This is a genomic window from Alsobacter metallidurans (genome assembly GCF_014636935.1).
GTDB lineage: Bacteria > Pseudomonadota > Alphaproteobacteria > Rhizobiales > Beijerinckiaceae > Alsobacter > Alsobacter metallidurans.
Genome location: NZ_BMES01000001.1, coordinates 1,758,773 through 1,776,264 on the forward strand (window position 1 = coordinate 1,758,773; position 17,492 = coordinate 1,776,264).

The following is a 17,492-nucleotide window of genomic DNA, read 5'->3' on the forward strand; positions in this document are numbered from 1 at the left end:
CGTCATCCGACCGGCTTAGCAGACCTTCCATGGTCATGCAGTTGAACGCCCGGCGCACCGACGACACCGTCGCCCGCCAGCACCTGATGGCGACCGCCGCCGTCGCTACGCTCGACGAACTCGAGCAGGCCGTGGCCCGCCTGGGCCGGCCCGCTTGCCAGGACCTTCGCGCTCCCGAGATCGGGCTCGTCATGCTGCGCGGCCGGATGGGCGGCGACGGCGCTCCCTTCAACATGGGCGAGGCGACCGTCACGCGCGCCGCAGTGCGGCTGGAGACCGGCGAGGTCGGGATGTCCTACCTGCTCGGCCGCGACCCGTCCCGCGCCCGGCTGGCGGCTGTGATCGACGCGGTCTGGCTGCGCGACAGCGCTTTGGTGGAAACCGTGTTCCTCGACCCCGTCCAGGCCCGCATGGAGGCCGACCGGCGCGAGGCGGCCGCCCGCTCGGCGGCCACCCGGGTGGACTTCTTCACCCTCGTTCGCGGAGAAGACTGATGTCCGCCGCACTCTCGACCACCCTCTCGGCCGGCTTCGAGCGCCCGGTGTTCGACGCGCAGGCGGTGTTCCGCTGCGTCATGATGGCGATGGCGCGCCCAGGGCTCATCCGCACGTTGACGGTGGCCGTGAAACCGCCCGGGCGAATGGCTCCCGCCGCCGCCGCGCTGGCGCTCGCGATGTGCGATTTCGAAAGCCCCGTGTGGCTGGACGACGCGCTCGCGGCCGATCCGGCCGTGGCGGAGTTCCTCCGCTTCCACACCGGCGCGCCGATCGTCGCCGACCCGCGCAAGGCCAGCTTCGCGTTTCTGGCCGACGGGGCCGAGATGCCGCCGCTCGACTGTTTCGCCCTGGGCTCGCCCGAATACCCGGACCGCTCCACCACGCTGGTGATCGGCGTCGACTGGATCGACACGGAGAGCGGCTGGCGGCTCGCCGGCCCCGGCGTGAACGGGCAAACCCGCTTCTCGGCCGGCCCGCTGCCCCACGACTTCCTGGGCCGCCTGTCGGACAACCGCGGGCTTTTCCCGCGCGGCGTCGACCTCGTTTTCGTTCATGGCGACCGCGTTGCCGCCATCCCCCGCTCGACCGTCGTCGAGAAGTGAGATCCACCCATGTATGTCGCAGTCAAAGGCGGTGAGCGGGCGATCGACAACGCCCACCGCCTCCTGGATCACGCCCGGCGCGGCGACCCTGCCGTTCCGGAGATCACGCCCGCCCAGATCGACGAGCAGCTCGCGCTGGCGGTCGACCGCGTGATGGCGGAAGGCTCGCTCTACGACCGCGACCTCGCCGCCCTCGCCATCAAGCAGAGCCGCGGCGACCTGATCGAGGCCATCTTCCTCGTTCGCGCCTTTCGCACCACGCTGCCGCGCTTCGGCGCCTCCGAGCCGGTGGATTCCGGCGCCATGCGCATCGAGCGGCGCGTGTCGGCGACCTACAAGGATTTGCCCGGCGGCCAGGTGCTCGGCCCCACCTTCGACTACACGCATCGCCTCGTCGACTTCGCCCTCGCGGCCGGCGTGTCGCCGCCCGAGCCCGCGACGGCCGGGCAGGGCGAGGCGATCGACGCCCCGCACGTCACCGGGCTCCTCGACGACGAGGGGCTGATCGAGGTCAATCCGGGGGCCCAGGCAGACCATCCGGTGGGCGACCTCACCCGCGAGCCGCTGGAGTTCCCGGCCGGTCGCGATCTGCGCCTGCAGAACCTGGCGCGCGGCGACGAGGGCTTCCTGCTGGCGCTCGGCTACTCCACCCAGCGCGGCTTTGGCCGGACGCACCCGTTCGTGGGCGAGATCCGCTTTGGCGAGGTCGAGGTCGCGTTCACCCCCGAGGAGCTCGGCTTTCCGGTCTCGCTCGGACGCGTGGCGCTCACCGAATGCGAGATGGTGACCCAGTTCGCCGGCACGGCCGAGGTCGCGCCGCAGTTCACCCGGGGCTACGGCCTCGTCTTCGGCCAGTCCGAGCGCAAGGCCATGTCGATGGCGCTGGTCGACCGGGCGCTGCGCACCCGCGAGTTCGGCGAGGACGTGGTCGCGCCCGCGCAGGACGAGGAATTCGTGCTGTCCCACTCCGACAACGTGCAGGCCACCGGCTTCGTGGAGCACCTGAAGCTGCCGCACTACGTCGACTTCCAGGCCGAGCTCGGCCTGGTCCGGCAGCTCCGCCGCGAGCACGCCGAGCGCGCCGCCGCGAAAGCGTCCGACGCCGCCGCGCACAGGGAGGCGGCCGAATGAACGCCCCCATGACGGCCGGATACAACTTCGCGTATCTCGACGAACAAACGAAGCGGATGATCCGCCGCGCCATCCTGAAGGCGATCGCGATCCCGGGCTATCAGGTCCCGTTCGCGTCGCGCGAGATGCCGATGCCCTATGGCTGGGGCACGGGCGGCGTGCAGGTGACGGCGGCGGTGATCGGCGAGCACGACGTGCTCAAGGTCATCGACCAGGGCTCGGACGACACCACCAATGCGGTCTCGATCCGCAAGTTCTTCGCCCGCACGGCCGGCGTCGCCACCACGACGTCGACGGCCGACGCCACCGTGATCCAGACGCGCCACCGCATCCCGGAGGCGCCGCTGACCGAGGACCAGATCCTCGTCTACCAGGTGCCGATCCCCGAGCCGCTGCGCTTCCTGGAGCCGCGCGAAACCGAGACGCGCACCATGCATGCGCTCGAGGAATACGGCCTCATGCACGTGAAGCTCTACGAGGACATCGCCCGGCACGGCCACATCGCGACCACCTACGCGTATCCGGTGAAGGTGAACGGCCGCTACCTGATGGACGCTTCGCCGACGCCCAAGTTCGACAATCCCAAGATGCACCTGTCGCCGGCGCTGCAGCTTTTCGGCGCGGGTCGCGAAAAGCGCATCTACGCGCTGCCTCCGTATACGCAGGTCGTGTCGCTGGATTTCGAGGATCATCCCTTCGAGGTGAACCGGTTCGACAAGCCCTGCGCGCTGTGCGCCGCGCATGGCGTCTACCTGGACGAGGTGGTGCTGGATGACCGGGGCGGGCGCATGTTCGTGTGCTCGGACACGGATTTCTGCGAGACCCGACGCGCCGAGGGCCATCGCGGCGAGATGCTCGCGGACACTCCTGCCGACGGAGGCGCGGCATGAGCGCCGGTCACGATCGTCCGCTTCTTCAGGTCGAGGGCCTCGGCAAGAGCTACGGCGCGCGCGTCGGCTGCGTCGACGTGTCGTTCGATCTCTACCCGGGCGAGGTCCTGGCCGTGGTCGGCGAGTCCGGCTCCGGCAAATCGACGCTGCTGAGCGTGCTCTCGACCCAGCTCGCGCCGAGTGCCGGCGCGGTGCGCTATCGCATGCGCGACGGCGTCCTGCGCGACATGTTCGCGCTGGCTGAGGCCGAGCGCCGCTTCCTGATGCGCACTGACTGGGGCTTCGTGCACCAGGATCCGCGCCAGGGCCTGCGCATGGGCGTGTCCGCGGGGGCCAATGTCGGCGAGCGGCTGATGGCGGTGGGCGAGCGCCATTACGGCCGCATCCGCGACACGGCCGCCGACTGGCTCGGCCGCGTCGAGATCGACGCCGATCGCATCGACGACCAGCCGCGCGCCTTTTCGGGCGGCATGCGCCAGCGCCTCCAGATCGCCCGCAACCTCGTGACGCATCCGCGCCTCGTGTTCATGGACGAGCCGACCGGCGGCCTCGACGTCTCCGTGCAGGCGCGCCTGCTCGACCTCCTGCGCGGGCTCGTCGCCGATCTCGGCCTCGCGGTGATCATCGTGACGCATGATCTCGCGGTCGCGCGCCTGCTGTCGCACCGCATCATGGTGATGCGGCAGGGCCGGGTGATCGAAACGGGCCTCACCGACCAGGTGCTCGACGACCCGCGCGAGCCCTACACGCAACTGCTCGTCTCCTCCGTGCTGCAGGTCTGACATGGAAGCGCTCTCGATCGACCGCGTCGGCAAGACCTTCACGATGCACCTGCAAGGCGGCGCGCGCCTGCCGGTGGTGCGCGACGTGTCCCTCGCCGTCAGCCCGGGCGAATGCGTGGTGCTGGGCGGGCCCTCCGGCGCCGGCAAGTCCTCGCTGCTGAAGATCGCCTACGGCAACTACCGGTGCGACGACGGCCACGTGTGGGTGCAGGACGGCGGCGAACGCGTCGACGTCGCGCGCGCCGAGCCGCGCCGCGTGCTGCGGCTTCGGCGAACCACGCTTGGCTATGTGAGCCAGTTCCTGCGCGTGATCCCGCGCGTCTCCGCCCTCGACCTCGTCGCGCAGGCGGCCGTCGAGCAGGGCGCATCGTCCGACGAGGCGACCGGGCGCGCCGCGGCCTTGCTGGAGCGCCTCAACGTGCCGCGCCGGCTCTGGAGCCTGCCGCCCGCCACCTTCTCGGGCGGCGAGCAGCAGCGCGTCAACATCGCGCGCGGCTTCGTGGCCGAGCACCCGGTGCTGCTGCTCGACGAGCCGACCGCCTCGCTCGACGCCCGCAACCGCGCCGCCGTGGTGGAACTCATCCACGACAAGAAGCGCCGCGGCGTCGCCATCCTGGGCATCTTCCATGACGAGGACGTGCGCGACCGGGTGGCTGATCGCGTCGTCGACGTCACCCGCTTTTCCGCCGCAGCCTGAGAGATCCCATGGACCCGCGCGACTACGTGCTCTCCAACGCCACGCTGGTGCTCCGCGACCACGTCGTCGCCAACGGCTGGGTGGCGGTGAGCGACGGCCGCATCGTCGAGATCGGCGAGGGGGCTGGCCCCGAGAAGGGGCTCGACCTCGGCGGCGACACGCTCATCCCCGGGCTCGTCGAGTTGCACACCGACCACTTGGAGCTGCACTACAAGCCGCGCCCGGCCGTGGAATGGCCCGCCGTGTCGGCCGTTCTGGCCTATGACGCGCAGATCGCCGGCTCGGGCATCACGACCGTGTTCGACTCGCTGCGCGCCGGACAGGAAGACCGCCGCGACGCCGTGACCAACAGCCTGGAGATCCTCGCGGACGCGCTGGACGAGGCTCGCGCCAGGAACCTCCTGCGGGCCGAGCACCTCACCCATCTGCGCTGCGAGATCTGCACGCCGGACGTGATCGAGGTCACGAAGGCTTTTCTGGCCAAGCGGCCTATTCACTTGATGTCGCTGATGGACCACACGCCGGGGCAGCGGCAGTTCCGGGACGTGGAGAAGTTCCTCGTCTACTACCGGGGCAAGACCTCGCTGACCGAAGCCGAGCTGCAGCAGCTCGTGTCGCGCCGGATCGAGGAGAACGAGCGCTACGGCGTCGCCAACCGCCGCGCGTTGGTGGCCATCGCGCAAGCGAACAAGGTGTCGCTGGCCAGCCACGACGACGCGACGCTGGAGCATGTGGCGGAATCGCGCGCCGACGGTGTCTCGATCGCCGAGTTCCCGACCACCGTGGAGGCCGCCGAGGCGTCACACGCGGCCGGCATCGGCGTCCTGATGGGCGCGCCCAACCTGGTGCGGGGCGGCTCGCATTCCGGCAACGTGGCTGCCGAAGAGCTGGCGCGGCTCGGCATGCTCGACATCTTCTCGTCGGACTACGTGCCGGCGAGCCTGATCCACGCCGCCTTCGACCTCCACCGCCGCGTCCCCTCGATCACGCTGCCGGACGCGGTCGCGACCGTGACGGACAATCCGGCCCAATCGGCCGGGCTCGCGGATCGCGGTCGCATCGAGGTCGGCCTGCGCGCCGATCTCGTCCGGGTCACGCAGGGCGACCTTCCGGCCGTGCGGGCCGTGTGGCGAGAGGGGCGGAGGGTGTCATGAGCCAGAGCCGCCGCATTGGCCCGGGCCATCTCGTCCTGGTGGTGGGACCCAGCGGCGCCGGCAAGGACACGCTGATCGGCCTGGCGCGAGACGCTTTCGCGTATGATCCGCGCGTGGTGTTCCCCCGACGGCTCGTCACCCGGCTGGCGGGCGCCTTCGAAGACCACGACACCTTCACGGAAGACGACTTCCTCGCCGGCGAGGCTGCCGGACTTTATCCGCTCGCCTGGCGCGCCCATGGGCTCTGCTACGCGCTTCCCCCGTCAGTCTCCGAGGCCGTGGGCAAAGGATCCGTGGTTGTCGCGAACGTATCGCGGGCGGTTCTGGCCGCAGCGCGAGAGCGCTTCGCCAACGTCTCGGTCGTGCTCGTGAACGCTCCGCCGGATGTCCTCAAGCACCGGCTGGCGGCGCGAGGCCGCAGCGAAAACATCGCCGAGCGGCTCGCGCGATCGACCCAGGCCACTCAACAGGTCTCGTATGACCTGGAGATCCTGAATGTTGGCGAACCCCGGGTCGCGGCGGCGGTCCTGAACGACCTGATCGACTCCGCGCTGGCAGGCGGCGCAGTCTGGCGCGGGGTCGTATACTCTCGATGACGCCCATGACTGTTGCATGACAAAGCACAGACGGGCACAAAGCGAGGTTGTTGCCCACGGGCGCCTCGTGATCCCACTGGCCGATGTTGTCCACGCACATTCTTCCAAGGCTCGCGCCGCTGCGCACGACACGCGAGCCTGCGCGTGTCGGGCGCAGACATTCGCTCCAGTCCGCGACTGGCGGCCTGGCGTCCAGCCTGTCCGACCAGGCCCCATCGGGCGCGGAAAGCGGCGTGCTGCAGATGCGCGACGGCGTACAGGTGCGGTTCGCATCCTGGCGGCCGCCCGGACCCGCGCGCGGAACGATGTGGATCCTGCAGGGCCGCGCCGACTTCATCGAGAAATACTACGAGACGATCCGCGAACTGCTGGCGCGAGGCTTCGCGGTCGCGACCTTCGACTGGCGCGGGCAGGGCGGGTCGGAGCGTCTGGTCGCTGATCCGCGCCTGAACCATGTAGAGTGCTTCGCGCCCTTTGTCGGCGACCTTCAGGACATCGTCACCAAGCGGTGGTTCGCGGGACTGCCCCGGCCCTTTCACGCCTTGGCGCACTCAATGGGCGCGAACGTGCTGTTGCAGACCATGGCGAGGAACTCGGGGCTCTTCGCAAGCGCCGTCCTGACTGCGCCCATGATCGCGCTCGCGCCCAACCTGAGGCCGGACGTCGCGCGGATGTTCTCCACGGCTTTCGCCGCAGCGGGCCTCGGCCAGGCCTCCATCCCTGGCGGGCGGCGCAATGGCGAGGTGGCGTCGCCGTTCAGGCCCGACAACCTGCTGACCGCATGCCCGGTGCGGTATGGCCGCGCCGCCGACATCGTCGCGCGGGCTCCGCACCTGACGGTCGGACGTCCCACGGTGGGGTGGCTCCACGCAGCCCTTCAGGCGATGGATGCGGTGCGGAACGCCTCAGCCATCACCGCGCCGGTGCTGATGGTGGCGGGTGACCGGGATCGCGTGACCTCGACGTTCGCCGCCATGGCGTTTTGCGAGGCCCTGCCGAACGCCAGGGCGGTGTCGCTTGCCGACTGCGCCCACGAGGTGCTGCTCGAAACCGACGCCGTGCGCGCCCGCTTCTGGGAAGCGTTCGACTTGTTTCACAGCGACCAGGCCTTCTAGTCCCTCGCTGCGTGAACGGGAGCCTAGGCCGTTACGAACGCAGGCCCGCTCCGGGCGTCGTACGGGCCGCGCCGCAGGCTTTGCCGCCCCGGGACGCTGCGGAAAGGTTGTCGCCCTTCCGCAGCGTGTTTCTCGTCCGTTACTTGGCTTTCAGCAGGTCTTCCACCTGCAGCAGAACAAGCTCGTTGTCGTCCGCCTTGTTGGGCTCGCGGCTCGACGAGAACGGCAGGTTGTTGTCGTTGCCGACCACGATGTGGCTGGCGTCGACCACGTCGACATTCTCGATCGTGAAGAACGGGAAGGTGAGAACGCCGGCGGTGAGCGGTTTGCGCGCCAGCTTGTCCGGGTCCTGGATCTTCAGGAGGTCTATAAAGCCGATCTTACGCACCGGCTTGCCGACATTGGCGTCCGTCAGCTCGATCTTGTAGACGCGCTTGAACTTGGCGATGTCCGGGAAGCAGTCGGCCCCGCGGACGCCGGCCGCGCACGCCTTGTCGGCCGTGCCCTCGCCGTTGTCGCGCTCGATGATCAGTCCGGTCGTCCCGTCGATCATGTTGAAGTCGCCGATGGCGTTGCCGTTGGCCTCGAACCGGTACTGCCAGAACCGGCCGGTGAACTTTTCGGCCGCGACGTCGAACTCGAGGATGCGGGACGCTTCGGTTCCGTCCACCTTCTCCCAGTCCTTGGTCTCGGCATTCCAGAGCGGCCCCTCGAGCAGACCGTAGATGAACTTGCCGTCCTTGCTGGAGGCGAAGCCCTCGAACCCTTTCGAGCGACGCAGGTTGACGTTGGTGTAGGTCGCTCCCGGCGCGCCCGGCGACGCGGCGCCGAAATGGTCGGGAGAGCGCACCGGCTTGCCGTCAGCGACCGTCTCGAACACGCCCAAAACCTTGCCGTTCATGTCGGCCTTGATGAGGTAGGGTCCGAATTCGTCGCCGATCCACAGCGTGTCGCCAATGATCTGGAAGCCTTCCGTGTCGAAATCCGATCCCGTGAGATAGCGCTTCTCGCTTCCCTCGTGGACGATGCGGAACGGGACCTTCTTGTCGGGGTCGTGCAGGAACACGGTCTTGTTGTGCCGCCACGCGCCAGTCTTCCAGTCGATCGTCCAGTTGTTCAGGTACAGCATGGAGTCGGGCGAATTCGCTTTCGCGCCCATGCCGTTGTCTGTGATGATCCAGAACGAGCCGTCCGGCATGACCTTGATGCCGGAGTGCCCCTGGATGGGCTGGCCCTTGAACGGCAGCTTCACGCCCGTCGCACGCTCGAACGACATGCCCATCACGGAGCCTTGCGCATCCACGCGCTTGCCCGTCGTGTATTTCCCGGAGGTCTGGAGATCGACGGGAGCGTCGGATGGAGCGGGGATGAAGGTTTCGGCCGCCAGGACGGCGTGTCCGGCGAGCTTGGCCGGGAATTCCTGCTGTGCGGATGCGGCGCTGGCGACGGTCGCCAACCCGAGGCTGACCAGGATTACGGCGCGTTTCATGTGACCCCCAATGGGAAAGTTGGACGGGCCTCTTCTCAGGGGGAGGGGCGACGTTGCGATGACGTCTGTCTGTTAGATGTGCGACACCTTCGACCTAGCCGCCGCGAAGCCCGGTGACGACGCTGCCCCGGTAAGCCGCCGCAGCCGGAACGAGGGCGAGGAGGGCGCCCAGAACCGCCGCGAGCGCCGTCATGGCCCATTCGTCCGGGCCGATCCGCGCGTTCAGCATGAAGCCGAACCGCTCCGACAGGAGCGCCGACGCGCCCGCGGTGGCGACATACCCCATCGCGATCCCGGCGAGGGCGGCGGCGCACACGAGCAGGCAGACACCGAGCCACACCACCGCGAACACGAAGGCGCGCGGCGCGCCGATGGCGCGCAGCACCGCGATGTCGCGCCTGCGCGCGGACGCCAGCGCGAACACGCAGACCAGCACCGAGACGAACACGAGAGCCTGCGTGGCCAGCGCCATGGCGGCCATGACGGCCTTCACGTCGGCCAGCGCCCCATAGAGCTGCACCAGCACCTCGGCCGGAAACACAGCCATGGTGCGTCCGCCGCGGAACGCCGCGCGCAGCCGATAGGCGTCCGCCACGCTGGCCGCCTTCACGACGATCACGGGCGCGTCCCCGGTCGCCTCCGGCCAGGGCGGTCCGATCCGCGCGTCGCGATCGGGGCGTCCGCGTGCGAGGCCATGCGCCTCCCAGACGGCCTCGATGGGGGCCAGAATGGCGCGGTCATACGGCGTCCCGGTCCGCGGCATGCGGCCCACGACGATGAGCTCGTGACCTTCGTGCCTGGCCTCGCCCGGAAGCGCGCGACCGTCGTCGCGGGAATGTCCGTGCGAGGTCACGACGCCGGCGCCGATCGCAAGCGGAACATCCGATCCCACCACCGCTTCGTGGTCCGCCTGGAACAGTCGGCCCGCCTCCGGCGTCCTCTTGCCGCCGCGCGTGACGAAATCGGCCGTGGTCCCGATCACCGGCCGCCCACGCCACGTGTCCCCGAACACAAGCGGCGCGGCCCACGTGACGCCGTTGCGCCTGGCGAGTTCGGACCAAACCGTGTCCGGCATGAGCGGCAAGGCGCTCTCCTGCAGGTAAACGCCAGTCAGCACCAGCTGTGTTTCGCTGCCGGGGGCTCCGATGAGGAGATCGAAATCGTCGGCCGCGCGGGCGCTGCCCTGCCGCAGCGCGCGTTCCTGCGCGATCACCGTCACCCCCATCGCGATCGCGAAAGCCATCACGGCGAACAGCGCGAGCGCGCCCGGCCAGGATCGCCGCAGCTCGGCGCCGATGAGCGGAAACGGGTTCATGCCGCCGCCTCGACCGGGGCGACCGACCCGTTGGCGATCCGGATGACGGACCCGAGCCGCCCCAGCAGCGCGGCGTCGTGCGTGACGACCAGCAGCGTCGCGCCGCTCCGGCGGGCTGCGGCCAGCAGCAGATCGGCGACAACGGCGCGGTTCTCGGCGTCCAGGCTCGCGGTGGGCTCGTCGGCGGCGAGGATGCGCGGATCCCGGATCAGCGCCCGTGCGATGGCGACGCGCTGCTGCTCGCCGCGCGACAGCACGCCGGCGCGGCGCTTCGGCTCGGCAAGCCCGACGGCGTCGAGGAGATCCTGCGCGCGGTCCCGTTGCGCCGCGCCGAGGCGCCAGTGATCGAAGCGCAACGGCAGCAGCACGTTCTCGAGCGCGCTGAGCTGTGGGGCGAGATGGAAATCCTGGAACACCAGGCCGACATTGCGGCGACGCCAGGCGTCCCGCGCGCCTTCTCCCAGGGTCGCCAGGTCGACGCTTCCCCAGCAGATAAGCCCTGTCGTCGGACGCTCGATGCCGGTGAGCACGTGCAGGAGCGACGTCTTGCCGGAGCCCGACGGGCCGCTGACGCTAAGCTGGGCGCCTGCCGCGATCGACAAGGCCGGGACATCGAGAACCGTCGTGGCGTCTCGCCCGCGCCCATAGACGAGCCGCAGGTCGTGGACGGTGAGCGGCGGCGCTTCAGACGATGCGGAAATCGGCATTCATCAGTCTGATCTGCGACACGAAGCCCGTGGCCGCGTCGGTCGCGGACCCGACCTCCAGAACCCCTGTTACGGCGATCGGATCGGAATAGCGTGTGGGTTGGGCCGCCCGGCGCAGGTGGATGACCACGATGTCGGTCGGCCAATCGGCGTCGGACGAGCAGAAGGGGCAGAGCGAGACGGGCTCCCGCGTCAGGACGAAAAAGTCGCTTTCGGCCTTGAGGGGAGGGGCCATGTAGCCCTGCATGGCCACGGACGCGCCCTTTAGTGACAGCAGCTTGGGCGAGAATTTCAGCCCGAGCACGCCCGACGCCTCGTAGAGATCGGCGAAGTCGAGAACGGCCGGCGCGGCGGCCGCCGTGCGCACGCCGCCGGAGGCGAGGCCCGCCGCCAACGCCAGCAGGGCGCGGCGGCGGCTCAGCCGCAGCTTCGGCGGATTACTTCGCGGTTCCGAGTGCGAGCGCATGCGCCATCACCTTGAACACGTCCGTATTGTCCATCGAGCCCTTCACCATCTCGGAGCCGGGCCCGTAGGCGTTCAGAAGCGAGTCCTCGGCGCTGTGAACGTCGGAGTTGCCGTCCTTCGGCAGGTTGCCGGGGCGCAGCTGCGCGCCGGGCGACTTGGCGTAGATCTCGTTGGCCGCGTAGGTGCCCTTCTCCTTGCCGGCGACGGTGGGATTGTTGGGGCCGTCCATCTTGGGCCGGTAGGTCTCGTAGTAGTCGGGGAAGCTCGCAGAGAACAACGCCAGGCGGTCCTTCACGTCGACCTTGTTGGGATAGCCCTCGGCGTCCGGCGCCGGATAGCTCGGGTAGCCGGCCTCGGCGTAGATCCCGAGGCGATCGCGCAGCTCGACGTTGGGGGCGGGGCCGTCCATGTCGTCATGCATGACGCCGACGATGCCGACCGGGTGGGTGTGGTCGGCCAGCACCAGGATCAGCGTGTCGTTCTTCTGGTCGGCGAAGTCCTTGGCCACCTTCACGGCGTTGTCGAGCATGATCGTGTCGTAGATCGCCCGCTCCATGTCGAGCGCGTGCGTGAACTTGTCGATCAGGCCGGACTCGACCATCAGCACGAAGCCGTTGTCGTTCTTCGACAGCACCTCGATGGCGGACTTCACCTGCTCGGTGAGGTCGGGCTGCTCCGGATAGCGCTTGACGCTGCCGACCTTCAGGAACTTGCGATCCAGCACGCCGTCCATGTTGCCGAGGTTGAAGAGGCCGAGCAGCTTCTTGGCCCCCGCGGCCGAGGCCGCCTTCATCTCGCCCGCCGTGGTAGCGACCGCGTAGCCGGCGTCCTTGAACCTCTCCACGTAGTCCTGATCGTCGCCGCGCTTGGAGCCCGCCGTGCTCTTGGGGATAAAGTTCGCCGCGCCGCCGCCCATGATCACGTCGGGTTTCTGGTCCAGGAACTGCTGGACGATGACGTCGTATTCGGCGCGCCGGCGCGTGTGCGCCACCATGGAGGCCGGCGTGGCGTCCTCGATCTCGGTGTTGGTGACGACGCCGACCGCCATGTTCAGCCGGCGCTGCGCCAGCGACGTGATGGTCTCGACCTTCGGGTCGTCGGTCGTGCTCTTGGTGCGGTCCGCGTAGACGCCGAGCGCATTGGTGGACGATTTGTGGCCGGTCGTGTAGGCGCTGGCCGAATTGGCCGAGTCGGTGATCACGCTGTCGACGCCCGAGGTGGACACCAGCGCCATCGCGGGCATGTCGTCGAGCGTGAGCTTGCCCTTGTACTTGCCCTCTTGGATGCCCCTGGCGAGGATGCGCGCCGCCACCCTATGGGCGTTCGACATGCCGTCGCCGATAAACAGGATCACGTTCCTGGCCTTGCGCGGCTGCGCGGTCTCATAGACGTCCCACGCGACCTCGCGCGTGTTGACGCCGTCAGTCGCCTTCACGACGTAGCGGCCGGGCTTGTCGATCACGACGTCCCGCAGCGTCACGGCCGACTGGTCCTTGTCGTCCTCACGCGCCACGTAGGTCGCGGCGCGTCCCAGCGCCTGGGCGTGATCCTGGCCGTTCACCGTGACGGAGATCTTGCCGGGCTCGGCCAGCCCCGGGAACTCGACCTTGAGATCGAACATCGCCCCGGTGAGGATCTGCGCCCGGTCGATCGGATAAATGGTCTGGCTCAGGGCCGGCGCCGATACGGTGGAGAGCAGCAAGGCTGCGGCGAGCGTCTGACGCATGGGTTATCCCGGGCCGTTTGAGGAACGCCTTACTCGCCTAGACACCTCACATGACGCCTCGATGACGCGATCAATCACGAATGGATGCCAAGCCGAACCACACAAGCAGGGGCGAAGATCATCGCGGGATGCAGCGCGCCGAAACTTCGAGAACTCCAGGCTAGCAGGCTGATCCGATCGGTCGCGGTAAGGGCCAAATTAGAAGTACTGATCACCTTTCGGGTCACCATCTCCGAAATTGCCGGCCGCACTGGCGATCAGATGACCATCAACGTAGAGCTCGATGGCGCCGTTTCGTCCCGTGCGAAGAAAGAATTCATAGCGGATTCCGCTTTTGGACAGCGGCGGGAGAGGCGCAAGGTGGGAAACCTACGATGGCCGGCTGTATGCCGAGCTGGACACGGACTATTTCGCTCCGCAGGCGATTAAGATCCCGATCTAAGGTGACCAAAATAGCGGGCGGCCTGTCGCATCTTGAAGCCTCACGCAATTGCAGAGGCTCCGATGTCCAATCAACACCTGAACCCCAAGCGCGGTGCTCTGACAGTCGAGGAGGCCGCCGACTTTCTCCGCGTTTCTCGCGCGACAATCTGGCGCTTACTCCAGAGTGGCGCGCTGCCGCGGGCCCGCATCGGCGGGCGTACCGTTATCCGCCTGGTCGATGCTGAGGCCTTCCTTGCTCGCGCCGTCGAGGTGGCGTGATGGGCCGCCGCTTCGCTCCGCACGACGAGACGTTCTTCGCTTTCGCCTGCTACGTCGAAGAGGTTCTTGTGGACAGGTCTCGGCTTTGGCCGGACTGGCTGATCGACAACCTGGTTGATGATCAGCCACGGGAACTTGCGGCTTGGGCCGCGTACCGCGCCAAAACGAAGCAGGACGAGCGCGCTTTTTTCACCATCGTCGCAGAGTTGGAACTCACCAACGCCGGGCTTTCGGCTGACGTGCTTTCAACCCCGCAAATGGCTGAGTACATCGACCGGCGGGTCGAAGCCTTGATTATTGCGCGAACCAGCACCGATTTGATCAGCCATCTTGCCCTGACGCGCACACGCTCTCCAATTAGATCCGACGAGGACGGCTGGCGGCCTGGACGCAGGAGCATGGCCGACGTCGTGGCTGGCGTTGTGTGTGCGTTCCACCCGTACAACCGCTCGGCGACAGCGAAGTTTCTGAACCGCGGGCTGCCTGATGACCGGAATGTGGACGGCGCGACTCACCGGACGGTCAGGGATGCTTTGGAGACCTTCTGCAGCCGGGGCGCCCTGCTCAACCCAAATACCATGTCCTACGCCTGCTGCCACTTGGCGTTCAGGGCCAGAGTTCTGGACTGCCTGTTCACGTTCGTGCGAACGGATCCGCTACTCCGCCATCTGACGCTTCCACGCGCCGCCGAACGTCTCCTCAAGAGCGGGCAGTTGTTCACGCTGCTACGCGTGGCAGAAGAAGAGGCGGGCCGCATCGTCGGACCGATCCCGCTTTTGGCTGTGCCCGACGACATCACGGCCACTCAGATCAGGATATTAAAGCGGCATCTCTCAGCCCGTACTCGGGCGCAGATCGGTGCGCTGGCGGCACGCGAAGCCCCGGGTGGTATCGCACCAAGCGCTGCTGCACGCTCCCTGGAAACGGGAGAGCGAAACCATGCTGAACTCTGACGCGAGAGCTTCCTACCCTGATGTCGAGGTCCTTTCGGTGCCAGAGGCGGCAGCGATAGCGGGCCGCTCCGTCTCGTGGGTGTGGACCCAACGTACATTTGGGCGGCTGCGTCCCGCCATGCTCAACGGCCGACAGGCTGTAGTGGCCGAGAGCTTATTCATCCTGATCGCCGATCGGGCCCGCCGGCGCCAGAAGCCAGCGCTGAAACTCGTCGTCAACAACTAACGAAAAGGCCGGGACCTGCTGAAGACAGGGCCCGGCCCGAAAGGATGCGATGTGAACGCTCCCCTTATACCACGGCCGACGCCGGCCCGGCAATTCACTGGCTCGCTTGAAACAAACCCGTTCAGGGCGATCTGGGATCTCGGCTACCGCAGTTTTGTCCCGATCGTTCCGCCCGGCGCCGAGCTATCCTCATTCAGCCATTTGGCACGTAACCCGAGCAGTCGGGGGAAGGTGCCTGGCGAACTAGGGTTCGACGGTAAGTGGCGCGGTCTGAAAGGTTGGCACACGCTGCAGCCTACCGAGCGGCGCATCGACGACTGGTGGGCTATGCGTGCGGGTGTCGGCATTCGAACGGGCCAACAGCACGACGGCAGTTACATCTACCTTATCGACGCCGATACGATGAGCGAGCGATGGGCGGCGGCTATCGCCGACAAGATCGCCGAACAGTTCGGTGTTCTGCCGCTTAGGATCGGGCGTTGGCCGAAGGCTGGCTATGTCGTCAGGATGGCCCAACCACTCCGGTACCACCGGGTCACGTTTGGCGATGTCGGCCTGGACGGAGCCCAAACCGAACTGGTCGAGGTTCTGACGAGCGGCAAGCAATTCGTTTGCGCCGGCGTTCACGCCCTGACGGGGCAGCCCTACGAATGGCGAGTGCCTCTTCCGCCGCTGGCGGAACTACCTTTGCACAATCCCGAACAGGTCCTGGCCTTGCTGGACGACCTAAGGGCGACTTTGCCCAAATGCAGCAAGGCCCTGTTCGAGGGCAGCAACGGGGAGTTTCCTCCGCAGGAGACGCTGCGCGCAGCTAACCAGGATCTTCTCCGCAGGGCAGCGGCGCTCATTCCGAACACCTCCGAGCTCTTCCCGACAAGAGTGAGCATGGTAAAATTCGGTTATGCCTGCTTGGCAGCATTCGATGACGAAAACGAGGCCAGGGCCTACTTCTTCGATTTCTGCGATCGGTGGTCCGATGGAACCAACGATGCCGACTTCATAGATCGCGAATGGGCGCGCATCCACGCGCCTTGCAAGGTGGGCGCTGATTGGCTGTTCGACATGGCCGACGCACATTCGGAAGGGAAGTTCAGCAAAGCTGAAGTCTGGTTCGACGTAGAAGCGGCCGCCGCAGCTGAGGCGGCCCAAACCTACCAGCCGTTGTTCCCTACGGCCGCCCTCCCGCCGCACAGGGCAGCGCTTTCAATCCAGCCCTACATTCCTCGCGATCCCCGCCTCATACCGCCTCGCGAATGGATCTACGGCCAGCATTACATTCGTAAGTTCGTCTCCTCTACGATCGCACCAGGCGGCTTGGGGAAGTCGTCGCTGAGCATCGCCGAGGCGCTTGCGATGGTGACTGGCAAGCCGCTCTTGGGTGTGCAGCCCCGCGGCACGGCGCGTGTGCGCTATTGGAATGGCGAGGATCCCTTCGAAGAGATCGAGAGACGTTTCGCGGCCGCGCAACTCTTCTTTGGCCTGACACCCGAGGACATCGGTGACCGCCTGTTCATCGACAGCGGCCGGGACGTGCCTTTGGTGCTAGCGAACCGGCAGCGCGATGACGTGACGATCTACGAACCGGTGGTGAAAGAGATTGTAGCGGCGATGCTCACCACCAAGACGGACGTCATAATCCTCGATCCCTTTGTGTCGACCCACCGAGTTCCAGAGAACGATAACGGGGCTATCGATCTTGTCGCGAAGCGTTGGGCCAGCATTGCAGACGTGACGAACGCGTCGGCCGAATTGGTCCACCACGTCCGGAAAACCAATGGCGCGGATATCACGCCAGAGGACAGCCGTGGCGCTGGAGCATTCATCGCTGCGGCGCGATCGGTGCGCACGCTGAACCGGATGTCCCCCGCCGAGGCCGAACCGCTTGGCCTCAAGGCGCTACAGCCGCGGTTGTTCAGGTTTGGAGATGGCAAGGCCAATCTGGCGCCGCCTCGCGCGAACGACCGCACAGAGTGGATGCAACTCGTTTCACAGCCGCTTGGGAATGGCTCAGGGCAAGGCGGCGCGGCCTTCTTTGCCGGCGATGATGTCGGCGTCGTAACCAGGTTTGAGCTCCCCGACGCTCAAGCCATTTTCGAACGCGATGATCTGGCTCGAGCCATCGATGCAGTGAGACAAGGCGGGCCGTGGCTGAACGACGTGAGAGGTCGTGACAGCTGGGTTGGCGTTCCGATCTCCATCGCGTTGGGGCTCGACCACGACACGGACCGCGCCAAGATCAAGGCCGTTTTAGATGCGCTTTTGAAGTCTGGCCGTCTTGTCCGAGTGACCGGCAAGGGCGCTAATCGGAAGCCGCGCATCTTCATCGAAGCGCTCCCCGAACTGCCAGATGAGGGCATCTTCGGGTGAGAATTCCCAAAAAACCCAACAAAATCAATGGGTGCGCCAGTTACGCGAACTGGCGCAAGGTTCGGGGTGCGCTAGTT

General features: G+C 67.2%; 18 protein-coding genes. 13 read left to right on the plus strand and 5 right to left on the minus strand.

All coding sequences use genetic code 11. The features are described from left to right. Window positions 1-29 precede the first annotated feature (29 nt). The 9 genes from phnG (at window position 30) to IEV99_RS08115 (ending at window position 7,464) form a co-directional block, all read left to right on the plus strand. A complete protein-coding gene (gene phnG, locus IEV99_RS08075) occupies window positions 30-494 on the plus strand; it encodes a phosphonate C-P lyase system protein PhnG (protein WP_244643666.1) in 465 nt (154 codons plus the stop codon). Then, entirely contained in the window at window positions 494-1,099 is a 606-nt protein-coding gene (gene phnH / locus IEV99_RS08080) for a phosphonate C-P lyase system protein PhnH (protein ID WP_188517148.1), read from the plus strand. The genes phnG and phnH overlap by 1 nt, the downstream gene beginning before the upstream one ends. A gap of 9 nt (window positions 1,100-1,108) precedes the next feature. Continuing rightward, window positions 1,109-2,230, plus strand: coding sequence for a carbon-phosphorus lyase complex subunit (locus IEV99_RS08085; protein WP_188517149.1), 1,122 nt, complete (start codon window positions 1,109-1,111; stop codon window positions 2,228-2,230). Further along, window positions 2,227-3,120, plus strand: a complete 894-nt coding sequence (locus IEV99_RS08090; RefSeq protein ID WP_244643677.1) for an alpha-D-ribose 1-methylphosphonate 5-phosphate C-P-lyase PhnJ — start codon at window positions 2,227-2,229, stop codon at window positions 3,118-3,120. The genes IEV99_RS08085 and IEV99_RS08090 overlap by 4 nt, the downstream gene beginning before the upstream one ends. Beyond that, a complete protein-coding gene (gene phnK, locus IEV99_RS08095) occupies window positions 3,117-3,902 on the plus strand; it encodes a phosphonate C-P lyase system protein PhnK (RefSeq protein WP_188517150.1) in 786 nt (261 codons plus the stop codon). The genes IEV99_RS08090 and phnK overlap by 4 nt, the downstream gene beginning before the upstream one ends. Before the next feature lies 1 nt (window position 3,903). Then, window positions 3,904-4,599, plus strand: coding sequence for a phosphonate C-P lyase system protein PhnL (phnL, locus tag IEV99_RS08100; RefSeq protein WP_188517151.1), 696 nt, complete (start codon window positions 3,904-3,906; stop codon window positions 4,597-4,599). Window positions 4,600-4,607: 8 nt separating this feature from the next. Continuing rightward, a complete protein-coding gene (locus IEV99_RS08105; protein WP_188517152.1) occupies window positions 4,608-5,753 on the plus strand; it encodes an alpha-D-ribose 1-methylphosphonate 5-triphosphate diphosphatase in 1,146 nt (381 codons plus the stop codon). Next, on the plus strand, window positions 5,750-6,349 hold the full coding sequence (phnN, locus tag IEV99_RS08110; protein ID WP_188517153.1) for a phosphonate metabolism protein/1,5-bisphosphokinase (PRPP-forming) PhnN: 600 nt from the start codon (window positions 5,750-5,752) through the stop codon (window positions 6,347-6,349). Before IEV99_RS08105 ends, phnN begins: the two co-directional genes overlap by 4 nt. A gap of 242 nt (window positions 6,350-6,591) precedes the next feature. Further along, window positions 6,592-7,464 (plus strand): alpha/beta fold hydrolase, encoded by an 873-nt coding sequence (locus tag IEV99_RS08115; protein WP_244643783.1) that lies wholly within the window; start codon window positions 6,592-6,594, stop codon window positions 7,462-7,464. A 139-nt stretch (window positions 7,465-7,603) separates the two neighbouring features. Here IEV99_RS08115 and IEV99_RS08120 read toward each other — a convergent pair whose 3' ends face one another. The 5 genes from IEV99_RS08120 to IEV99_RS08140 all read right to left on the minus strand — a co-directional run bounded on the left by IEV99_RS08120 (window position 7,604) and on the right by IEV99_RS08140 (window position 13,167). Continuing rightward, window positions 7,604-8,953, minus strand: a complete 1,350-nt coding sequence (locus IEV99_RS08120; protein WP_188517155.1) for an esterase-like activity of phytase family protein — start codon at window positions 8,951-8,953, stop codon at window positions 7,604-7,606. 94 nt (window positions 8,954-9,047) lie between these two features. Further along, a complete protein-coding gene (locus tag IEV99_RS08125) occupies window positions 9,048-10,268 on the minus strand; it encodes an FtsX-like permease family protein (RefSeq protein ID WP_188517156.1) in 1,221 nt (406 codons plus the stop codon). Continuing rightward, window positions 10,265-10,975, minus strand: coding sequence for an ABC transporter ATP-binding protein (locus tag IEV99_RS08130; protein WP_188517157.1), 711 nt, complete (start codon window positions 10,973-10,975; stop codon window positions 10,265-10,267). The genes IEV99_RS08125 and IEV99_RS08130 overlap by 4 nt, the downstream gene beginning before the upstream one ends. Beyond that, window positions 10,953-11,441: a hypothetical protein gene (locus IEV99_RS08135; protein WP_210318631.1), complete on the minus strand. Its 489-nt coding sequence runs from the start codon at window positions 11,439-11,441 to the stop codon at window positions 10,953-10,955. The genes IEV99_RS08130 and IEV99_RS08135 overlap by 23 nt, the downstream gene beginning before the upstream one ends. Beyond that, window positions 11,413-13,167 (minus strand): alkaline phosphatase, encoded by a 1,755-nt coding sequence (locus tag IEV99_RS08140; RefSeq protein ID WP_188517158.1) that lies wholly within the window; start codon window positions 13,165-13,167, stop codon window positions 11,413-11,415. The genes IEV99_RS08135 and IEV99_RS08140 overlap by 29 nt, the downstream gene beginning before the upstream one ends. A 504-nt stretch (window positions 13,168-13,671) precedes the next feature. Here IEV99_RS08140 and IEV99_RS08145 point away from each other — a divergent pair. Genes IEV99_RS08145 through IEV99_RS08160 form a run of 4 tightly spaced genes read left to right on the plus strand, consistent with a single transcriptional unit; the run spans window position 13,672 to window position 17,415 of the window. Further along, window positions 13,672-13,869, plus strand: a complete 198-nt coding sequence (locus IEV99_RS08145) for a helix-turn-helix domain-containing protein (RefSeq protein WP_188517159.1) — start codon at window positions 13,672-13,674, stop codon at window positions 13,867-13,869. Beyond that, window positions 13,869-14,822, plus strand: coding sequence for a hypothetical protein (locus IEV99_RS08150; RefSeq protein ID WP_188517160.1), 954 nt, complete (start codon window positions 13,869-13,871; stop codon window positions 14,820-14,822). The genes IEV99_RS08145 and IEV99_RS08150 overlap by 1 nt, the downstream gene beginning before the upstream one ends. Continuing rightward, the gene (locus IEV99_RS08155) at window positions 14,809-15,048 is read left to right on the plus strand and encodes a hypothetical protein (RefSeq protein ID WP_188517161.1); all 240 of its coding nucleotides are present in this window, start codon (window positions 14,809-14,811) and stop codon (window positions 15,046-15,048) included. Before IEV99_RS08150 ends, IEV99_RS08155 begins: the two co-directional genes overlap by 14 nt. 51 nt (window positions 15,049-15,099) lie before the next feature. Continuing rightward, a complete protein-coding gene (locus IEV99_RS08160) occupies window positions 15,100-17,415 on the plus strand; it encodes an AAA family ATPase (RefSeq protein WP_188517162.1) in 2,316 nt (771 codons plus the stop codon). Window positions 17,416-17,492: the final 77 nt, after the last annotated feature.

Bases quoted from the DNA above. Each gene is read 5' to 3' on its own strand.
- IEV99_RS08135 (WP_210318631.1), bottom strand. From the start codon at position 11,441: ATGCGCTCGCACTCGGAACCGCGAAGTAATCCGCCGAAGCTGCGGCTG.
- IEV99_RS08105 (WP_188517152.1), top strand. From the start codon at position 4,608: ATGGACCCGCGCGACTACGTGCTCTCCAACGCCACGCTGGTGCTCCGC.
- IEV99_RS08090 (WP_244643677.1), top strand. From the start codon at position 2,227: ATGAACGCCCCCATGACGGCCGGATACAACTTCGCGTATCTCGACGAA.
- phnH (WP_188517148.1), top strand. From the start codon at position 494: ATGTCCGCCGCACTCTCGACCACCCTCTCGGCCGGCTTCGAGCGCCCG.
- IEV99_RS08140 (WP_188517158.1), bottom strand. From the start codon at position 13,167: ATGCGTCAGACGCTCGCCGCAGCCTTGCTGCTCTCCACCGTATCGGCG.
- phnG (WP_244643666.1), top strand. From the start codon at position 30: ATGGTCATGCAGTTGAACGCCCGGCGCACCGACGACACCGTCGCCCGC.
- IEV99_RS08085 (WP_188517149.1), top strand. From the start codon at position 1,109: ATGTATGTCGCAGTCAAAGGCGGTGAGCGGGCGATCGACAACGCCCAC.
- IEV99_RS08155 (WP_188517161.1), top strand. From the start codon at position 14,809: ATGCTGAACTCTGACGCGAGAGCTTCCTACCCTGATGTCGAGGTCCTT.
- IEV99_RS08130 (WP_188517157.1), bottom strand. From the start codon at position 10,975: ATGCCGATTTCCGCATCGTCTGAAGCGCCGCCGCTCACCGTCCACGAC.
- IEV99_RS08125 (WP_188517156.1), bottom strand. From the start codon at position 10,268: ATGAACCCGTTTCCGCTCATCGGCGCCGAGCTGCGGCGATCCTGGCCG.
- phnN (WP_188517153.1), top strand. From the start codon at position 5,750: ATGAGCCAGAGCCGCCGCATTGGCCCGGGCCATCTCGTCCTGGTGGTG.
- IEV99_RS08120 (WP_188517155.1), bottom strand. From the start codon at position 8,953: ATGAAACGCGCCGTAATCCTGGTCAGCCTCGGGTTGGCGACCGTCGCC.
- IEV99_RS08150 (WP_188517160.1), top strand. From the start codon at position 13,869: ATGGGCCGCCGCTTCGCTCCGCACGACGAGACGTTCTTCGCTTTCGCC.
- phnK (WP_188517150.1), top strand. From the start codon at position 3,117: ATGAGCGCCGGTCACGATCGTCCGCTTCTTCAGGTCGAGGGCCTCGGC.
- IEV99_RS08145 (WP_188517159.1), top strand. From the start codon at position 13,672: ATGTCCAATCAACACCTGAACCCCAAGCGCGGTGCTCTGACAGTCGAG.
- IEV99_RS08115 (WP_244643783.1), top strand. From the start codon at position 6,592: ATGCGCGACGGCGTACAGGTGCGGTTCGCATCCTGGCGGCCGCCCGGA.
- phnL (WP_188517151.1), top strand. From the start codon at position 3,904: ATGGAAGCGCTCTCGATCGACCGCGTCGGCAAGACCTTCACGATGCAC.